This window comes from Flavobacterium sp. YO12 (assembly GCF_004119495.1).
Lineage (GTDB): Bacteria > Bacteroidota > Bacteroidia > Flavobacteriales > Flavobacteriaceae > Flavobacterium.
Genome location: NZ_NRQU01000082.1, coordinates 1 through 18,075, shown reverse-complemented (window position 1 = coordinate 18,075; position 18,075 = coordinate 1). Strand labels below are relative to the sequence as shown.

20 protein-coding genes are annotated in these 18,075 nt (G+C 32.5%); 13 read left to right on the top strand and 7 right to left on the bottom strand.

Going from position 1 to position 18,075, the window contains the following annotated elements; all coding sequences use genetic code 11:
• Window positions 1-112: 112 nt before the first annotated feature.
• Window positions 113-859, bottom strand: coding sequence for a glycosyltransferase family 2 protein (locus BOW55_RS18815; protein ID WP_129025812.1), 747 nt, complete (start codon window positions 857-859; stop codon window positions 113-115).
• A 126-nt stretch (window positions 860-985) separates the two neighbouring features.
• Between BOW55_RS18815 and BOW55_RS18810 the strand changes: the two genes are divergently transcribed.
• A complete protein-coding gene (locus BOW55_RS18810) occupies window positions 986-2,050 on the top strand; it encodes a glycosyltransferase family 9 protein (RefSeq protein ID WP_129025810.1) in 1,065 nt (354 codons plus the stop codon).
• Window positions 2,051-2,069: 19 nt separating this feature from the next.
• Window positions 2,070-2,687: a glycosyltransferase family 2 protein gene (locus BOW55_RS18805; protein WP_371414542.1), complete on the top strand. Its 618-nt coding sequence runs from the start codon at window positions 2,070-2,072 to the stop codon at window positions 2,685-2,687.
• 135 nt (window positions 2,688-2,822) lie between these two features.
• On the opposite strand, the gene BOW55_RS18800 is transcribed toward BOW55_RS18805, so the two are convergent.
• Window positions 2,823-3,587, bottom strand: coding sequence for a lipopolysaccharide kinase InaA family protein (locus BOW55_RS18800; protein ID WP_129025808.1), 765 nt, complete (start codon window positions 3,585-3,587; stop codon window positions 2,823-2,825).
• Between the two features lie 59 nt (window positions 3,588-3,646).
• Here BOW55_RS18800 and BOW55_RS18795 point away from each other — a divergent pair, with 59 nt between their 5' ends.
• From BOW55_RS18795 to BOW55_RS18785, 3 genes are all read left to right on the top strand, one after another.
• Window positions 3,647-4,609, top strand: coding sequence for a hypothetical protein (locus tag BOW55_RS18795; RefSeq protein WP_129025806.1), 963 nt, complete (start codon window positions 3,647-3,649; stop codon window positions 4,607-4,609).
• A gap of 240 nt (window positions 4,610-4,849) precedes the next feature.
• Window positions 4,850-5,995 carry an acyltransferase gene (locus BOW55_RS18790; protein ID WP_129025804.1) on the top strand — a complete coding sequence of 382 codons (1,146 nt, stop codon included), beginning with the start codon at window positions 4,850-4,852 and terminating at the stop codon, window positions 5,993-5,995.
• A gap of 106 nt (window positions 5,996-6,101) precedes the next feature.
• Window positions 6,102-6,662, top strand: a complete 561-nt coding sequence (locus BOW55_RS18785; RefSeq protein ID WP_129025802.1) for an L-threonylcarbamoyladenylate synthase — start codon at window positions 6,102-6,104, stop codon at window positions 6,660-6,662.
• Between the two features lie 91 nt (window positions 6,663-6,753).
• Here the strand turns inward: BOW55_RS18785 and BOW55_RS18780 are convergent, their stop codons facing one another.
• Window positions 6,754-7,878: a cysteine desulfurase family protein gene (locus BOW55_RS18780; RefSeq protein ID WP_129025800.1), complete on the bottom strand. Its 1,125-nt coding sequence runs from the start codon at window positions 7,876-7,878 to the stop codon at window positions 6,754-6,756.
• An 87-nt stretch (window positions 7,879-7,965) separates the two neighbouring features.
• Between BOW55_RS18780 and BOW55_RS18775 the strand changes: the two genes are divergently transcribed.
• Entirely contained in the window at window positions 7,966-8,940 is a 975-nt protein-coding gene (locus BOW55_RS18775; RefSeq protein WP_129025798.1) for a hypothetical protein, read from the top strand.
• A gap of 180 nt (window positions 8,941-9,120) precedes the next feature.
• On the opposite strand, the gene BOW55_RS18770 is transcribed toward BOW55_RS18775, so the two are convergent.
• Window positions 9,121-9,672 carry a Smr/MutS family protein gene (locus BOW55_RS18770; RefSeq protein ID WP_129025797.1) on the bottom strand — a complete coding sequence of 184 codons (552 nt, stop codon included), beginning with the start codon at window positions 9,670-9,672 and terminating at the stop codon, window positions 9,121-9,123.
• Window positions 9,662-9,847: a hypothetical protein gene (locus tag BOW55_RS18765; protein ID WP_129025795.1), complete on the bottom strand. Its 186-nt coding sequence runs from the start codon at window positions 9,845-9,847 to the stop codon at window positions 9,662-9,664. Before BOW55_RS18765 ends, BOW55_RS18770 begins: the two co-directional genes overlap by 11 nt.
• A 124-nt stretch (window positions 9,848-9,971) precedes the next feature.
• Here BOW55_RS18765 and BOW55_RS18760 point away from each other — a divergent pair, with 124 nt between their 5' ends.
• On the top strand, window positions 9,972-10,238 hold the full coding sequence (locus BOW55_RS18760) for a DUF2752 domain-containing protein (protein WP_371414543.1): 267 nt from the start codon (window positions 9,972-9,974) through the stop codon (window positions 10,236-10,238).
• A gap of 18 nt (window positions 10,239-10,256) precedes the next feature.
• Here the strand turns inward: BOW55_RS18760 and BOW55_RS18755 are convergent, their stop codons facing one another.
• On the bottom strand, window positions 10,257-10,958 hold the full coding sequence (locus tag BOW55_RS18755; protein WP_129025791.1) for a DUF1003 domain-containing protein: 702 nt from the start codon (window positions 10,956-10,958) through the stop codon (window positions 10,257-10,259).
• Window positions 10,959-11,148: 190 nt separating this feature from the next.
• On the opposite strand from BOW55_RS18755, the gene epsC reads away from it, so the two are divergent.
• From epsC to BOW55_RS18740, 3 genes are all read left to right on the top strand, one after another.
• On the top strand, window positions 11,149-11,940 hold the full coding sequence (gene epsC, locus BOW55_RS18750; protein WP_129025789.1) for a serine O-acetyltransferase EpsC: 792 nt from the start codon (window positions 11,149-11,151) through the stop codon (window positions 11,938-11,940).
• A 1-nt stretch (window position 11,941) separates the two neighbouring features.
• Window positions 11,942-12,829: a cysteine synthase CysM gene (cysM, locus tag BOW55_RS18745; RefSeq protein ID WP_129025787.1), complete on the top strand. Its 888-nt coding sequence runs from the start codon at window positions 11,942-11,944 to the stop codon at window positions 12,827-12,829.
• Window positions 12,830-12,999: 170 nt separating this feature from the next.
• A complete protein-coding gene (locus BOW55_RS18740) occupies window positions 13,000-13,986 on the top strand; it encodes an aldo/keto reductase (protein ID WP_129025785.1) in 987 nt (328 codons plus the stop codon).
• Window positions 13,987-14,081: 95 nt separating this feature from the next.
• On the opposite strand, the gene BOW55_RS18735 is transcribed toward BOW55_RS18740, so the two are convergent.
• Window positions 14,082-15,095 (bottom strand): sensor histidine kinase KdpD, encoded by a 1,014-nt coding sequence (locus BOW55_RS18735; protein ID WP_241686613.1) that lies wholly within the window; start codon window positions 15,093-15,095, stop codon window positions 14,082-14,084.
• Between the two features lie 193 nt (window positions 15,096-15,288).
• Here BOW55_RS18735 and rlmD point away from each other — a divergent pair, with 193 nt between their 5' ends.
• Genes rlmD through BOW55_RS18720 form a run of 3 tightly spaced genes read left to right on the top strand, consistent with a single transcriptional unit; the run spans window position 15,289 to window position 18,054 of the window.
• Window positions 15,289-16,701, top strand: coding sequence for a 23S rRNA (uracil(1939)-C(5))-methyltransferase RlmD (gene rlmD, locus BOW55_RS18730; protein ID WP_129025781.1), 1,413 nt, complete (start codon window positions 15,289-15,291; stop codon window positions 16,699-16,701).
• A 14-nt stretch (window positions 16,702-16,715) separates the two neighbouring features.
• The gene (locus BOW55_RS18725) at window positions 16,716-17,273 is read left to right on the top strand and encodes a DUF6452 family protein (protein WP_129025779.1); all 558 of its coding nucleotides are present in this window, start codon (window positions 16,716-16,718) and stop codon (window positions 17,271-17,273) included.
• A complete protein-coding gene (locus BOW55_RS18720) occupies window positions 17,245-18,054 on the top strand; it encodes a DUF6048 family protein (RefSeq protein ID WP_129025777.1) in 810 nt (269 codons plus the stop codon). The genes BOW55_RS18725 and BOW55_RS18720 overlap by 29 nt, the downstream gene beginning before the upstream one ends.
• Window positions 18,055-18,075 lie beyond the last annotated feature (21 nt).

Here is an 18,075-nt window from a genome sequence, read left to right as displayed (position 1 = left end):
CCTGACTTATATAAACAAAAAAAAGCAGACATTGAGATTGTCTGCAATAAATTATAGTTAAAAATAATTATAGAGCATCTTTCTTAATAATTTTAATCTTGATGCTCCATAATTATTGCTTTTTTTGAAGTTTTAAAAGCTTCGCATATTTTATGTAAGAAAAAAAGCTTTGAATCATTGCGATTGTAAGTCCGTCGATACCATTAAAAATACCTTTTTTAAAGAAATAGCATCGAATAAACGCTACAGCACCATTTAGAACTGGCTTAAATGCATTTATTCTTTTTCCTTGATCGAATAATTGCTGCGCATGCCAGCCAGAATATTGATTCTTTTTGGCAATTATCTGATCTAAAGAATCCCAGCCATAATGCAAAATATGCACCGCAACTTTTTTCTCGTTTTGAGTAATTATTTTTTGATGCACTTTTGAATCAGAAGGATGTGCTGTTTGTTTATTGAAAAAACGCACTTTATGATCTGGATACCATCCCGAAAAATCAATTAATTTATCAGCTAAGAAATTTTTTACTCGAAAACTAAATGCATCATAATTTCCTTCAAGATATTTTTTATTCAGAATAAACTCTTCAGCGTCTTTATCTAAAAATTCATCCGCATCAAGATTTAAAATCCAGTCATTTTTACAGTATGGCAAACCATGAGTACGTTGTGGTCCGTCGCCCAAAAAAGCCTGCTCAATAACTATTGCGCCTTTTTCTTTTGCAATTTCTACTGTACGATCTTTACTAAAAGAATCTACAATAATTACTTCATTACAAACTTTTAATAAAGCATCAATGCATTTTCCTATGTTCTTCTCTTCATTAAAAGTAATAACTAAACCACTTATTTCCATTCTAAGATTAAATTTGTTTAAATGCAAAGATAACTTTTACATTAGTTTTATCCTATTCTTAACGATCAGCTTGCACACATTATAAAATAGTTTGTAATTTAGCCTCAAATTGAATTAAAGAAATAAATGAAAATATTAGTCATTCAGCAAAAAAGAATTGGAGACGTATTAACGAGTACAATAATTTGTAATAATCTAAAAACAAAATATCCAGACTCCACTATAGATTATATGTGCTACCCAAATTCTGTTGATGTTCTAAAAGAAAATCCTAATATTGACAATGTTATTGTATTAACAAATAAGGTCAGAAAGTCAATTCCTTCCTTATTTAAATTTATTTTTCAAATTCGAAGAAAAAAATACAATGCTGTAATTGATGTTTACAGCAAATTAGAAACAAATTTAATTACGCTGTTCTCTGGAGCAAAATATAAAGTTTCTTATCATAAATGGTATTCAAGCGTTTTTTACAATCACAGTTATGAGCGTTTTGATGCTGTAAAATCAGAACACGGTCTTGCAATCGAAAACCGATTGTTACTTTTAAAGCCTTTTATATCTGAAAAAATCACAGATGTAAAGCCTAAAATCTTTTTAAAAGAATCTGAAATTAATGATGCCAAAAGTCTTTTAAAAAGTCATAACATTGACACCAGCAAACCTTTAATCATGTTTGGAATTCTAGGAAGTGAAGTTTACAAAACTTATCCGCTTGAAGGAATGGCAAAAATTATTGATTTTACGGTTGCCAAAACCAATGCTTCGATCATCTTTAATTATGTACCAGATCAAAAAGATCTTGCTCAGGAAGTGTATAATTATTGCAGCGAGGAAACAAAAAAACACATTGCTTTTGATTTATATTGTACTGAACTGCGCTCTTTTTTAGCACTTCTATCTCAATGCGAAATGCTTATAGGCAATGAAGGCGGTGCGGTAAACATGGCAAAAGCACTCGAAATCCCAACATTTTCTATATTCACACCTTCTGTTAGAAAAGAAACTTGGCAGATATTTGAAAATGAAGCCAAAAATGCTTCCATTCATTTAAAAGATTTAAAACCTGAAATTTACGAGCAGCATACTGAGCAATACATTAAAGAACGTACTTTTGAGTATTATGCGGAGTATCCTTTGCCTTTAATGCTTGAAAAATTAGAAACTTATTTTCAAGAGTACAAAAACTGAGAATACTCAGGATATCATTATGCAAATTAATAACGAGCAAAAATTATCGGTTCTAATAATTACACTCAACGAGGAACGATATATAAAATCTCTGCTTGAAGATATTGATTTTGCTGATGAAATTATCGTAGTTGACTCATACAGTACCGATAAAACGGTTGAAATAGTCAAATCTTTTCAGAATGTAAAATTGATTCAAAACGATTTTACAAACTATACTGCTCAACGTAATTTTGCTTTAGATCAAGCTAGAAATTCTTGGGTTTTATTTATCGATGCTGATGAACGATTGACTTCAGCGCTAAAAACTGAAATTACCTCGACAATAAACAGCAATAACACCGCAAGTGCTTATTTAATATACCGAACTTTTATGTTTAAGAATAAGCCGTTAAACTTCAGCGGCTGGCAGACTGATAAGATTTTCAGGCTTTTTAAAAAATCTGATTGCAGATACAATTCTGAAAGAATGGTTCATGAAAAGTTAATCGTAAACGGTAAAACTTCGATTTTAAAGAACAAAATCATTCACTTTTCTTATACTTCATATCAAGATTACAAGTCGAAAATGTATAATTACGGAATTTTGAAGGCGAATGAAAAACAAAAAAAGGGCAAAAATCATCTTATATTTTAATGATTCTTCACCCTTTATATACTTTTTTATACCAATTTTTAATTCGTCTTGGTTTTCTCGACGGCATCAATGGCATTACCATTTGTTACCTAAACGCTTATAGTGTTTTTGTTCGTTACAAAAAGCTGCAAGAACTTACTTCTTCCAAAATTTAAGTTTCTTCTTTAAGCGTTTTTTTCTGTAAAACTTCTCCTGAAAATCAGAAGTATATTTCCACAACAACTCAAAAATTCTTTCTTCAGATTCTGAATATAATTTAGCATATTCATTACTCATTACCGCAACCATTTCTTTAAGAGGAGTTAATCGGCATAAATTTTTCATACGCATTTCAAAAGTCATTGTCTTATGAAATTCCATTCTATTTAAATCCACCAAAAAGAAATCATAATTCCCCTCAGCATTCTTTTTAATCAAAGTATTTCCTGGTGAATGATCTAAAAACTCAATTCCTTTTTCATGAAGATCAAAACTAAATCTGGTAAATTGTCTTAGAATATTCTCACGATCCGGAAAATCTGGAACTTCAACCAGTTCTCTATAAGTCAAATCACATTGAAGTTGTTCACTGATATAAAAACTTTTCTCTAAACCTATAATCGAAGAAAACTCTGCGTAAGCAATTGGTTTTGGTGTCCCTACACCTAATTCTAATAGTTTATTTGCAAACTCATAAGAACGTTTTGCTTTTGATTTTCGAAAATATTTATAGGCGATTTTATTAATAAGATGTGGAACCTTAAACGATTTGATATTTATTTTTTGATTGTTAAAATCAAAAAGTTTTATCTGATTACGCTGACCAATAACGAAGTCTTCTCCTTTGGTGTCAAAAAACTGAATAAATTCGACAATCTCATTTTCGAATTTTTCATACCCTCGATTTAATCTTAAGATCATAAAAAATGTTTCAGCAAATTTAGTTAGTTTTACCATCTAATAAAAAAAAAATATCGATAATGCGTATTACACTAATAAGTCTTGACAATTGGGGACTCAATAAACATATTGCTTCAACTCTAGAAAAACAAGGACATATAGTTCAGCATATCGATTTCAACACCTTCAAATACAAATATCCATCTGTACTGCATAAGGCTTATAATTTTATTTTAAAAGCGTTAAACAAACCAAACCTAAAGCACCAGCATTTTGGTAAAGAAATCGTAAACCGTTTACAGGAAAATAAGGAAATTCAAGATGTAATTTTAACTATAAAAGGTGATTTTATAGATCCTAAAAGTATTCTTGAATTTAAAAAATATACTAAAAAATCTATTGGCTTTTTTAACGACAATATTTATCGCTGCCCAAAAATCAAACGAGTTCTGCATTGTTTTGATGACGTTTTTTCGTTCGAAAAAGACGACTGCGCAAAATTTAATCTAAAATTTGCTCCAAATTGGATCTACAATAACAACGTTTCTTTAACCAGCAATACCTCTTTTGAGTATGATGTTTTCAATATTAGCTCAATCGATAAAAGACTGCCAATTTTAGTTCGAATCGCAGATGAGTTAAAATCTAAATCAATAAAATTCAAATTTATTGTTTACGATAAAAAACGAAAACCTGTTGATAATACCATTACTTATATCAACAAACACATGCCATTATCTGAAGTAAACGATTATATCAGCCGCTCAAAAGTACTTTTAGACATTAACAGAATTGGTCAGATTGGCTTAACATTTAGAGTTTTTGAAAGTTTAGGTTTAGATAAAAAATTAATTACTACAAACTCTGACATCAAAAATTACGATTTTTACAATCCTAATAACATCCTTATTATTGATGAAAAGAATCCCGTAATTTCTCCTGATTTTTTTAAAAACGAATACGAAAAAATCCCAGATTCGATCTTGCATCAATATACTATCGAAGGATGGTGCGAAAATGTAATTTTTAAAAATCTCAAGTAAATATTTTACTTTTTCAGCCTTACATTATTAAAAACTGAATGTATTTTGCGTTCTCATCGCGTATTGCTCATTTATTTTATATTTTAATTAACCAATTTATACCTCTTAAATACATAAAAAACACGCTGTAATTCGCTCAATTTTAATTAATCATTCTGTATGTTTGCACTTTGCACAAAAATAAAAATATCACCACACTTTCATTGTCAAACTTTGGTGTTATTCAATATGTAAAACAAAATGAATTTCACCTTTTCTCTAATTATAATTGCCGCATTAATTGCCTTAGTTCTATCTGTTTTAGTAATTAATCGATTAGTAAAAATAAAGTTAACTGATGTCAGTTATCCCGAAATTGACGGACTCCGAGGTTATTTAGCCTTTTTTGTTTTCTTGCACCACAGTTATATATGGCAGGTATATTTAAAAACTGAAAATTGGGAAGATCCAGAATCTAACTTATTCAACCAATTTGGAGAAACTACTGTTGTTTTCTTTTTTATAATTACTGCTTTTTTATTTACAACCAAATTACTCAATAATAAAACGGGAGAAATTGATTGGTCAAACTATCTTAAATCAAGATTTTTCAGGCTTTTTCCAATGTATTTTTTCTCTGTAATTATCATTTTTATTTTGGCTGCCTGCTTGACTAATTTTACTATTAGAGTTCCGTTTTTAGAAAACTTAAAAAGCATTCTTTCTTGGATATTTTTTAACGTCAGCAAGCAAAATTCAAACCTAAACGGTTTAGAAGATACTTTTATTCTAAATGCCGGAATTACTTGGACATTGCCCTACGAATGGATTTTTTACTTTTTATTACCTCTTATTGCATTGTTCTTTAAAATAAAAATCAACTACAAAGCTTTAGTCGGTTTTACTATTACCGCCGCAATAATTATGGTTATAAACAAATCGTCATTAAGACATTTTATGCCTTTTATTGGCGGAATTTGTGTTGCATTAATATTAAACACAAAAAAGTTTAATACGATTTTAAAACAGAAAAAGTACACCATATTAGCACTGTTATTATTAGCTGTTTCAGTCTATTTTTTCAACAGCGGCAGAAAACCTTATCCGCTGATAGCTGCGTCTATTGTATTTTTGATTATCGCATCTGGAAACAATTTTTTCGGAGTTTTATCGAGTGCTTTTTCGCGTAAATTTGGTCAAATTACGTACAGCCTGTATTTACTTCATGGTATTTTACTGTTTGTTATATTTCATTACATAGTTGGTTTTGAGAAAGCAAAAACATTAACTGACGTTGAATTTTGGTCGATTATTACTGTATCTGTTTTTCCTTTAATACTAATTTGTCAGCTGACTTTTAAATACATCGAACTGCCTTTAATGTCTTTAGCAAAGAGAAAAAAGTAAAGCTAAATCTGCTCAATATTCAAGATAACTAAGTAACTAAAATCGTAATTTATTATTTTTTTTATTGCTACCTTTGCAATCTCAATAGCCCATTACATTTTACAAAATGAACGAAGAAATACTAAAAGCATACGAAGTAATCAAAGAAGGCGGCATTATACTTTACCCAACTGATACTGTTTGGGGAATTGGCTGCGATGCTACAAATCCTGAAGCTGTTGCTAAAATATACAAGCTGAAACAACGTGCAGAAACACAAAGCATGATTGTTTTAATGAATGGCGAAAAAATGATGTACAATGTTTTTAAAAACATTCCAGAAGTAGCTTGGCAAATTTTAGATTTATCTGAAAAACCAACAACATTAATTTTAGATGAACCTAAAAATGTTGCTGCTAATATTATCGCCGCAGATAATTCGCTTGGAGTAAGATTAGTAAAAGAACCTTTTTGTTTTAAATTACTAGAGCGAATGAAAAAACCATTGGTTTCAACATCAGCAAATATTTCAGGGCAGCCCACTCCAATTGCTTTTAAAGATATTAACCCTGAAATCATCAACGGAGTTGATTATGTGGTTAATTTATATCACGATAAAGTTGCAGGAAAACCTTCGACTATTATAAAACTGACAAACGATTCTCAGGTAAAAGTGATTAGAAAATAAAAGGCTTCGTCTTCGCTCAGGACGACATAAAAGATCTGTCTGACTGAGCGAAGTCGAAGAACTTTTCACACTAAAGAAACCTTTTGAACCTCTAAACAACTTTCAAAGACTCAATCAGCCAATCAATATCTTCTTTTGTGTTATAATGGCTGAATGAAATTCGAAGATTTGGCAATTGTAAATCATCTTCTGAAAGCATTTCTTTTAAAACATGCGACGGTTTTATACTTCCAGATTGGCAGGCGCTTCCTCTAGAAACTGCAATTCCTTTCATATCTAAACTAAACAAAAGCATCGACGTTTTATCTGAAGAAAACGGAAGTGTAATATTGATAATATTATAAAAATCATCTTTTCTCCCATTAATTTTAAAACCTGAAAAATGAGTTTCTAACTGCTCAATAAGATATTTCTTAAGTTCAGAAATATATTCGCGTTCTTCAGTTAAATTCTCATAAGAAACAGACAAAGCTTTTGCCATTCCAGCAATTTGATGTACTGCTTCGGTACCTGCGCGAAGTCCTTTTTCTTGCTCACCACCAAAAAACAAAGGCTGTAGTCCAGAATTTTTTCGAACAAAAGCAAAACCAACGCCTTTAGGCCCGTGAAATTTGTGCGCACTGGCTAAAATAAAATCAACTGGAGTTTTTTGCAGATCAATCTCGGTTTTCCCAATTGATTGAACCGTATCTGAATGAAATAAGGCGTTATATTGCTTACAAATAACCCCAACTCTATCCAAGTCTAAAATAGTGCCTGTTTCGTTGTTTACATGCATCAAACTAACGATTGTTTTTTTCTCGTCGCTTAGTAAATTAGATAAATGCGTCAAATCAAGACTTCCATCAGCATTTACCTTCACATAATCAACCTGAACACCATATTCTTCTTCCAATGCCATAACGGTATGCAAAACGGCATGATGTTCTATTTTTGAAGTAATAATTCGTTCGATCTTAAGATCTTCTACTGCCGATCTTAAAATCCAATTATCTGCTTCAGTTCCTCCCGAAGTAAAAATGATTTCCTGAGCAGAGCAGTTTAAGTGTTTAGCAATGCTTTTTCTAGAAAGTTCTAAAACTGTTTTGGCATTACGTCCAAAACTATGTGTCGATGATGGATTGCCAAAATCTTCAGTCATAACTTTAGTCATTTCCTGAATAACTTCAGGACGCATCGCAGTTGTTGAGGCGTTATCGAGGTATACTTTTTTCATTGCTGCAAAGTTATGAAATATCAATTGTCTAATCTTAAATATCATTTGCCAAATTTTTCACTATTTTTGACCCAAATAAAATTTACGATGAAAAAATATGCAAGCCTTGTATTATTGGCGTTTTTGCTAAACGGCTGTGATGATGGCGACCTTACAGTAGATACAATCGATTTTGACAGTGTTACAGCTGCAAGTTGCGACCCCACAACTAACACTTTAATTTACAAACTTAAAACGCAAGAATCATTACTGCTTCAATTACCGCAGGCAAACGGAATTGTAAACGATCCTAAAATTTACACTTACGACATAGACAATAATCTATATCGTGTTGTATACAGAGCGTATGACGGTAAAGTAGAAACTACAAATATTTGCGGCGCTATACCACCAAGAACTCCAAATGTTACCGAAGAATGGTTAGGGAAAAGCGGGAAAATTGTAATTACAACTACACAAATAGCTAATGACCCAGACGTAAACGGAGCAACAAGAATTACAGGTTATAACCACAATATTGTATTTCAAAACATCACTTTTGCAAAACCTGCGGGAGATCAAGTTGAAGCCGAATTTCCGTTTGGAGATTATAAAACTACAGTTACTCCAGCCAATTTAACGTTTCAAAATGCTGCCAGCGGCGAAGCGTTTATTTGCCCTGATAACTTAACGGTTTACAATTACAATACGTCCTTTACTTTAACAATCGAAAACTTTGATAAAAGCTTACTTGATAATGTAGAGACCCCTCCAGGAAAGCCAAGAACAGGAGCAATTGGAGCAACCACAAACAAGCTTTTTTATAGAACTTTTTTAAGCGGGACTGGAAGTATTTCTGCCGGCTATTTTTGTCAAACAACAACTCCTGCATTACCTGCTGTAAATGAAACTTGGGTGGGTGAAAATACAAACGCAGATCTAAAAGCAGAAATACAAGTTACAACAGAAAAAGTAGGCACAAACTATATTCACACAATTGTTCTTGCAAACGTTTCGCTAGTAAAAGGAAACAGTAAATTTAGACTTGGAACTAGTTTTCTTCTAGGAAAAATCACCAAGTAAAAAAGCAAAAAAAACAAAACAAAAAAGAAGCAAAGACAACGTTCAAAAACGATCTTTGCTTCTTTTTTTATTCCTACAAAAAACGTTCGTTTTTCAAGGCTGGTTTCTATTAGAAATCAGAATGAAAACGAACGTTTTTTTATGCTTTTAAAAGAGCTTATTTAAGACTTCAAAACGTATTTATTTATTGTTTTGTCTAAAATAAACTTCGGTTGCACCCAGTCCATATTTTTGATAATTGGCGTCTTGAAAATCGATACCATCATAACGCCCCAATAAAAAATCCAATTCCGCTTTTAAAATTCCTTCGCCGACACCGTGAATAAAAACAATTTTTGGAATGCGATTTTTGATCGCAAATTCAATGTGTCTTTTCGCCGTTTCCGTCTGCAAAGTTAAGATGTCATAATTCGACATTCCACGTTTATTTGGAACCAGCTTTTCAATATGCAAATCAAATTCTGGAGCCGAAATTTCGCGTTTATCTTTGCGTTCTTTGACAAAACTACGTGGTTTTGGCTCTGTTTTTTCTTTTGAAATCTCATTTAAATCTATTCTTTTAATAGAATTCATTAAATTACTGGTTTCTTGAATTTTAAGTAACTCATTGACAAAAAATGTCATCATAAATCCGTCTTCTGTTTCAATCAAAACCTCACTGTTTTTCACTGAAACTACTGTTCCATTTATGGCTTCGTCTAAGACAGAAACCTTATCTCCTTTAGTCAACATCCTTCTCTTCTTTATCTTGGTTTTTACTTGGTGTTTTTGCGCTCAGCTGCATCATTCCATACATGAAAACTGCAATTGCAATTACCGTTATATAGATATTTTTTTCTTCCGAAACCTGCTCATATAACGCAACCGAAATGGCAAGAATCATAATTAAAATTTTAAACGTTTTCATATTTTAAAGTTTAAGAATTCAAAAGTAGCAAACTTTAAAATAACAGTTCCCTCCTCTTGAAATGTTATCTTATATTTTTTTCGTAAAATTGTAAAAAAAAATCACCGTGTCTTTAGAAAAATATATGATCCCCTGCATGTTCAAAACGCTCTTTGGAATTGAGTGTTTAGGCTGCGGTTTTCAGCGATCATTATTCTTACTTTTTCAAGGTGAATTTTTAGCGGCTTTTAATATGTATCCGGCAGTTTATACTACCCTTTTATTTTTACTTTTAATCGTTTTATATTTTGTAGATAAATCGAGAAATTATAAAAATATAATTTGGAAAGCAGCAAGCTTGAATATCATTTTTATGCTTGCCGGTTACTTTTACAAACACTTTTATCTTTGATGATTTTGATTCTTTTTTTTACTTCTTAATTTTATTCAAAATATCGTTCATCATCTCAATTTGCACTTTCTGAATTTCGATTAATTCTTGCTGCTGATGCATTATTAAATGATCAATTTTATCGTGAATCATTCTAATTTCTAATTCCGATTTTAAGTTAATCATGTAGTCTTTTTTGGCACGATTTCGATCCTTCTCTTCTTGACGATTTTGACTCATCATAATTACCGGCGCTTGCAAAGCTGCAATACAGGATAAAATCAAATTCAGTAAAATAAACGGATATGGATCAAACCCTTTATTGACCAAAATATAAACATTCGAGCCAATCCAAATAATAATAAAAGCCAGAAACGAAATTATAAAAGTCCAGCTTCCGCCAAAATCTGCCACCTGATCTGCAATCTTTTGCCCAAAGTTTCTTGTCTCAGCTTCATCCTCAACAATACTCACTATTGATTTATCTTCTTTCAAAGAAGAAATAACGTTCTTTTCAAGATCTGAAAGCGCTCCAATTTCAGTAGACAAATAATTCGAAATGTATCTCTGACGATATTCATTCAGCTCCTCGACAGCTATACAATCGTCATCGCAAAAAGAAGGATGATCTTTAACAATTAACCCCAGTATCGGGTCGTGAATTGATTTTCCGTAAACTTTATCACTTTCGGGAAATTCTATATTTGAAATTGCACTCTTAAACGTTGAATTGTTTTTCATTTTTGTAAATTTTATAGGCTAATTTACACAATTAACTTCTTAAGAATCACATTATACTTTAGATTTCAGCAAACTTTCATTTATCACAAATACAACCCGAAGCACAAAATTTCTTTAGTTAATTCGTGCCTGTATTTACAAAAAACACCTTACTTTTAACGTTTTAAAATATCCATTCAATTTTATAATTGTGACAAAAGATACTATCATACAAAACATTAAAGCTTTAAAAAGCCATTCTACAATAAACTACGGTATCAAAACCAAAACCGAAGATTTTACTGAAAAGCTGTTCTATACCCTTTTTGATTCGAATGCCGCATTAGACGAAAGTATAAATGAACTCGAAATACGCTTTAAAGAAATTGCTGTTTTAGCTTGTCAAAAACCTGAAAACTTATGCGAGTCTATTTGGGATAGATTTCTTGAAAAACTGCCTGGGGTTCTTGAAAAACTGAATCAAGACGCAGCATATATTTTAGAAAATGATCCGGCATCAAACAGTATAGACGAAGTTTACTTGGGTTATCCTGGTTTTTATGCTATTGCCATTTATAGATTAAGTCACGAATTATACCATCTAGACTTATTGCTGTTCTCACGATTAATGAGTGAATATGCGCATCGAATTACAGGAACTGACATACACGCGGGAGCAAGCATTGCATCGCCGTTTTTTATTGATCACGCAACTGGAATTGTTATTGGGGAAACCTCTGTTATTAAAAAACACGTTAAAATTTACCAAGGGGTTACTTTAGGAGCTTTGAGTGTGAGTAAGGAAATGAAAAATGCAAAAAGACATCCAACCGTTGAAGCAAATGTGTGTATTTATGCGAATGCCACAATATTAGGAGGAGGAACTATCATAGGCGAAAATAGTGTTATTGGAGGAAATGCATGGGTAACTAAATCTATTCCTGCAGATTCTATTGTTTTAAATACTACTACAACCGACGTTAAAATAAAAGAAAAAAGATAAAATGGGTCCACAGAAATTGTTAAACCTTATTGGAAATACTCCATTAATGGAAACTGTCAATTTGGTTAAAAATAAAAACGTAAAACTTTTACTAAAACTTGAAGGAAACAATCCGGGCGGAAGTGTAAAAGACAGAGCTGCTTACAACATGATTGCTTCGGCACTTGAAAGAGGCGATATTAAAAAAGGCGACAAACTAATTGAAGCAACAAGCGGCAATACCGGAATTGCATTGGCAATGATTGCGCAATTGTTTCAAATAGAAATCGAATTGGTTTTACCAGAGGATTCTACAAAAGAACGAACACAAACTATGCGCGCTTATGGCGCCACGGTTATTTTGACACCAGCCAGCGAAGGAATTATTGGCTCAAGGGATTATGCAGATAAGAAAGTCGCTCAAGGCGGATATTTAATGCTGAATCAGTTTGCGAATGACGATAACTGGAAAGCGCATTATAAAACTACTGGTCCAGAAATCTGGAATGATACTGACGGATCTGTTACGCATTTTGTTTCAGCAATGGGAACAACTGGTACAATCATAGGAACATCTACTTATTTAAAAGAAAAGAATCCTGCTATTCAAATTGTAGGCGCACAGCCAAGCGACGGATCGCAAATTCCGGGAATTCGTAAATGGCCGCAAGAATATCTGCCTAAAATTTTTGATGCTTCAAAAGTCGATACTGTTGTCGATGTAAGCGAAGAAGAAGCCAGAGCAATGACAAAGAGATTGGCTCTGGAAGAAGGCGTTTTTGCAGGAATGAGCAGCGGAGGATCTGTTGCAGTTGCTTTAAAAATTGCAGAACAGTTAGAATCTGGTGTTATAGTTGCCGTTATCTGTGATCGCGGCGATCGTTATCTGTCATCTGATTTATTTGATTAAAAAAAAAGGGACAAAGGATCAAAGTGGCAAAGAATCAAAGACTCAGCAGAGCTAAGTTTCACAAACTCGTTACAAACCACTACAACTCCTAAAAGACGCACCGCTGTGCGTCTCAACAAAGAAACCTTTGCACCTTATTTACCTATGAACCTTTGTAACTTAAAAAAAAAATGAACTACAGAAAACTAGGCAAAACAAACTTCAACATATCCGAAATCTCACTAGGAACTTGGCAGGTTGGGGGAAAATGGGGATCAGGATTTAATGATAAAACTGCCGATGAACTTATAAATACTGCCATAGACAATGGCGTAAATTTTATTGATACTGCCGATGTTTATGAAAACGGATTAAGCGAAACTGCCGTTGGCCGTGTTGTTCGTTCGCGTTCTGAACGTATTTATGTGGCTACAAAATGCGGACGCAATATTAATCCGCATATCAATGAAGGCTATCAGCCAAAAGTACTTCAGAAATTTATTGAAGACAGTTTAAGAAGAACCGGATTAGAAACCTTAGATTTAATACAACTTCATTGTCCGCCTACCGAAGTTTATTATCGCCCTGAAATCTTTGAACTTTTTGACCGATTAAAAGAACAAGGCAAAATTTTGAATCTTGGCGTAAGCGTCGAAAAAGTCGAAGAAGCCTTAAAAGCAATAGAATATTCAAATGTAACTACAGTTCAAATCATCTTTAATTTATTCCGCCAGCGCCCGTCGCAGTTATTTTTCTCTGAAGCCAAGAAGAAAGATATCGGTATCATTGCACGTGTTCCTCTCGCAAGTGGTCTTTTAACAGGTAAATTTGATTCAAAAACAACTTTTGATACTCAGGATCATCGCAATTTTAATCGTAACGGAGATGCCTTTGATAAAGGCGAAACTTTTTCTGGTATTGATTATGAATTAGGTTTAAAAGCGGTCGAAAAACTAAAAGCCTTGTTTCCTGAAACAGCAAACCTTGCTCCTATTGCCTTGCAATGGATTTTGAGTTTTAATGAAGTAAGCTGCATTATTCCTGGAGCTTCAAAAAAAGAACACGTTCTTTCGAATTTATCAATTTATGATCTGCCTAATTTAAGCACCGAAAAAATCGCAGCTATGAATAAAATTTATGAAGAGTACATAAAACCATCTGTACATCAGCTGTGGTAATTTTTAGAAGACACTAAGGTGCTAAGGTGCTAAGTTTTAAACTTTGCAAAAAAAACTTAGATTCTTAGAACCTTAGTATCTTAGCATCTCCAAATTTACAATTCAAATTCAATTTTAAATTCAGCGCCTTTATTCCTGCCTTCGCTCAAAGCAGTTAGTTTTCCTTTATTTTTCTCGACAATTTTTTTGCATAAATACAATCCAATTCCCGTTGACGATTCATTTGCAGTCCCTAAACGGCTCATTTTTGTGAATTTCTTAAACAATTCATCAATCTGATTTTTATCGAAACCAATTCCTTCATCAGTAACCGTAATAATTACATTTGAATTCTCTTTAAAAACCCTAAGTTTTATTTCGCTGTCGAAATAAGAAAACTTAACGGCATTACTGATTAAATTAACTAAAACTTGAACTAATAAGCCTTCGTCTATTTTAAGTTTCACCTCGTCAACTTCGACATTTACTTTTAAATTTACTTTTTTATCAATCAAACGTTGTTCAACCTGCTCGTTGATAAAAGGCAGAATGCTCGAGATTAAAATAGTCTTAAATTCTGGATTTATTTTTACGACTTGATCTTGTTCTTTTAATAATTTTATAAAATTCTCGATGTATCGAAATTGCAAATTAGTCGATTCGCAAATTAAACCTGCTAAATGTTTAACGGACTCAGATGGATTTTCGCTTAAAATAAGCTCGGCTAAACCTTGCGGATTTCCTGCAAAATTTTTTAAATCGTGCGAAAGCATATAAATCAAATCCTGTTTTTCGTTTATAAAACTTTCTGCCTCATAAATTGATTCTTGAATATTACACATCAAAAGCCCTGCTTCATCAGTATATTCTGTTGGTAATACTGAAAGCTGCCTGTTATTTCTATAATCATCCAAAGATCTCGAAGCAATAGAAATTGGCTTGATTAATTGTTTTAATATCAAAAGCGTAACTACCGTTGCCAGCAGAGTCATAATTAAAGAAAAAAGTAAAATTGAAGTTGGTGAGACGGTATGTTCAAAAAAAAGTACAAAAAATAAAATTCCTATAAGCGGAATATGTATTCCTATAAATGCTACAAACAAAAATTTAAATGCATAACTTTTTTTCAAAAAGCTGATTTGTGAAAGATTGTGATACAACTTCATAAAACACGACAAACAATAGGTTATACTTGATACATTTGAGACTAATGCTAAAAACAAAGTTAACTTTTAAACTCAATTAAACTAATAAATTCAACAATTTGATAATTTTTTTTGAAATTTAAATTTATAAAAGTTTTCAAACGCTTATTTTTGCGCTATGGGAAGAAAAAATACAGACAAAGTTGTCTTTCATCAAATCCAGGTTCTTGATGCTGGAGCAAAAGGAGTGTCAGTAGCAAAAGCACCTGACGGAAAAGTAATCTTTATTCCGAATGTAGTTCCGGGTGATGTAGTTGATGTACAGACATTCAAAAAAAGAAAAGCCTATTACGAAGGTAAAGCCGTAAAATTTCACGAATTATCAGAGCATCGTATTGAGCCTATCTGCGATCATTTTGGTGTTTGCGGCGGTTGTAAATGGCAAAACATGAAATACAGCCAGCAGTTGTATTACAAACAAAACGAAGTAAAAAATCATTTACAGCGTATTGGAAAAGTTGAACTTCCTGAATTTGAAACTATTTTAGGTTCTGAAAAACAGTTTTTCTATAGAAATAAAATGGAATTTTCATTTTCTAACAGCCGTTGGTTAACAGAAAAAGAAATTGAAAGCAAGGAAGATCTAGGAAACAGAAATGCTTTAGGATTTCACATTCCGAAAATGTGGGATAAAATTCTTGACATTCAAAAATGTCACTTACAAGAAGAACCTTCTAATGCTATTAGAAATGAAATCAGAGCTTTTGCGAATGAACATAATTTAGCATTCTTTAACCCAAGAGAACATTCTGGTTTATTAAGAACAGTAATGATTCGTACTGCTTCAACAGGCGAAATTATGGTTTTGATTCAGTTTTTCGAAAATGACAAAGCTAATCGTGAACTTATTTTAGATCATTTATACGAGAAATTCCCGCAAATTACTTCTTTGCAATATGTGGTAAATGCTAAGCAAAACGACACCATCTACGATCAAGATATTAAACTTTATAAAGGAAGAGATTATATCTTGGAAGAAATGGAAGGTTTGAAATTCAGCATCAACGCTAAATCATTCTATCAAACAAATTCTGATCAAGCATACGAATTGTACAAAATTACACGTGACTTTGCTGGATTATCAGGAAACGAAACAGTTTACGATTTATATACTGGAACAGGAACTATTGCGCAATTTGTTTCTAAAAAAGCAAAAAAAGTAATTGGTGTAGAAAGTGTTCCTGAAGCAATTTTAGATGCAAAAGCAAATGCAGAGCGCAATAATATTACAAATTGCGAGTTTTTTGTTGGAGACATGAAAGTGGTATTCAATGAAGAATTCATTGCTCAGCATGGCAAACCGGATGTTATTATTACAGATCCGCCAAGAGATGGTATGCATGCAGCCGTAATCGATCAGATTTTAAAAATTGCTCCTAAAAAAGTAGTTTATGTAAGCTGTAACTCGGCAACACAAGCTCGTGATTTAGCATTGATGGACGAAAAATACAAAGTTACCCGCGTTCGACCTGTTGATATGTTCCCACAAACACATCATGTTGAAAATGTTGTACTTTTAGAACTTCGATAATTATAAAATTATAAATGAAAAAAATAGTCTCACTTTTACTTCTTTTTACGTTTGGACTGTCCAGCTGTGAAAAAGATGACATTTGCGATGGAAATACACCTACAACTCCACGACTTGTTATTACTTTTTATAATATTTCAGATCCGTCTGTTGTAAAAAATGTAACAAACCTAAAAGTTGTTGGTATTGGCGGCGGTGATCCAAATGGGATTATTTTTAACAGCAAAGGTACTGACACAGGTAAATATCTAGCAAATGGAAGTACTATTTCAATTCCATTAAAAACAGATGGTACAACCACTGCTTACAGTTTTATATTTAATGCCATAAACACTAATCCTGCAGCAGTAAATACAGATGTATTGACATTTAATTATACAACACAAAACATTTATGTATCGAGAGCTTGTGGTTTTAAAACTAATTTTACATTGAACCCAAGCGATAATTCAAGCACTGCCGGAATCATACGAACTGATCCTGCTAACGACGGTCAATGGATGCAGAGTATTGATATACTAACTCCTAACATTCAAACAGAAAATGAAACACATGTTAAAATATATTTTTAGTTTTTGCTTAGTGTTTTCAATGTTTTTAGGACATTCTCAAGAAACACCAGCTGCAACAAAAGAAATCGTTCAGGAAAAAACCAAAAAAACAGCAAAACCTGCTGTTCAGGAAACAAAAACAGATAGTATCCCAACAAAAACAGATCGTTATGGTTTGCGCGTAGGAGTAGATTTATACAAACTAACAAGAGGGCTTTATGATAAAGATTATAAAGGAATTGAGTTTGTTGGAGATTATCGTTTAACCAAAACGTATTATTTAGCCGCTGAATTGGGTTTTGAAAACAAAACAACTGATGATGACCGACTAAATTCTACTGCAAAAGGAACTTATATTAAAGCAGGATTTGATTACAATATGTACCAAAACTGGTTAGATATGGAAAACCTTATAACAATTGGTATGCGTGCTGGTTTCAGCTCTTTTAGTCAAGACTTAAACAGCTACAAAATTTATAATCCAAATCCGTATTGGGGAGAACAGCCCTACATTACAGCAAATCAAAAATACAACGGATTAAGCGCCGGCTGGATAGAAGTTGCGGGCGGTATTAAAGCTAAAGTTTTTAATAATGTATTTGTTGGTTTTGGTGTTCAGCTTAAACTTTTAGTTATGAACAACAAACCTTCTGGATTTGACAATCTTTATATCCCAGGTTTCAACAGAACTTACGACGGAAGTTTTGGAGTAGGATTCAATTATACTGTTTCTTATTTTATTCCAATTTACAAGAAGAAAGTAGTTCTGCCGGAAATCAAAAAAGAAACTCCTAAAAAATAGAACATCTTATTATAAAAAGCC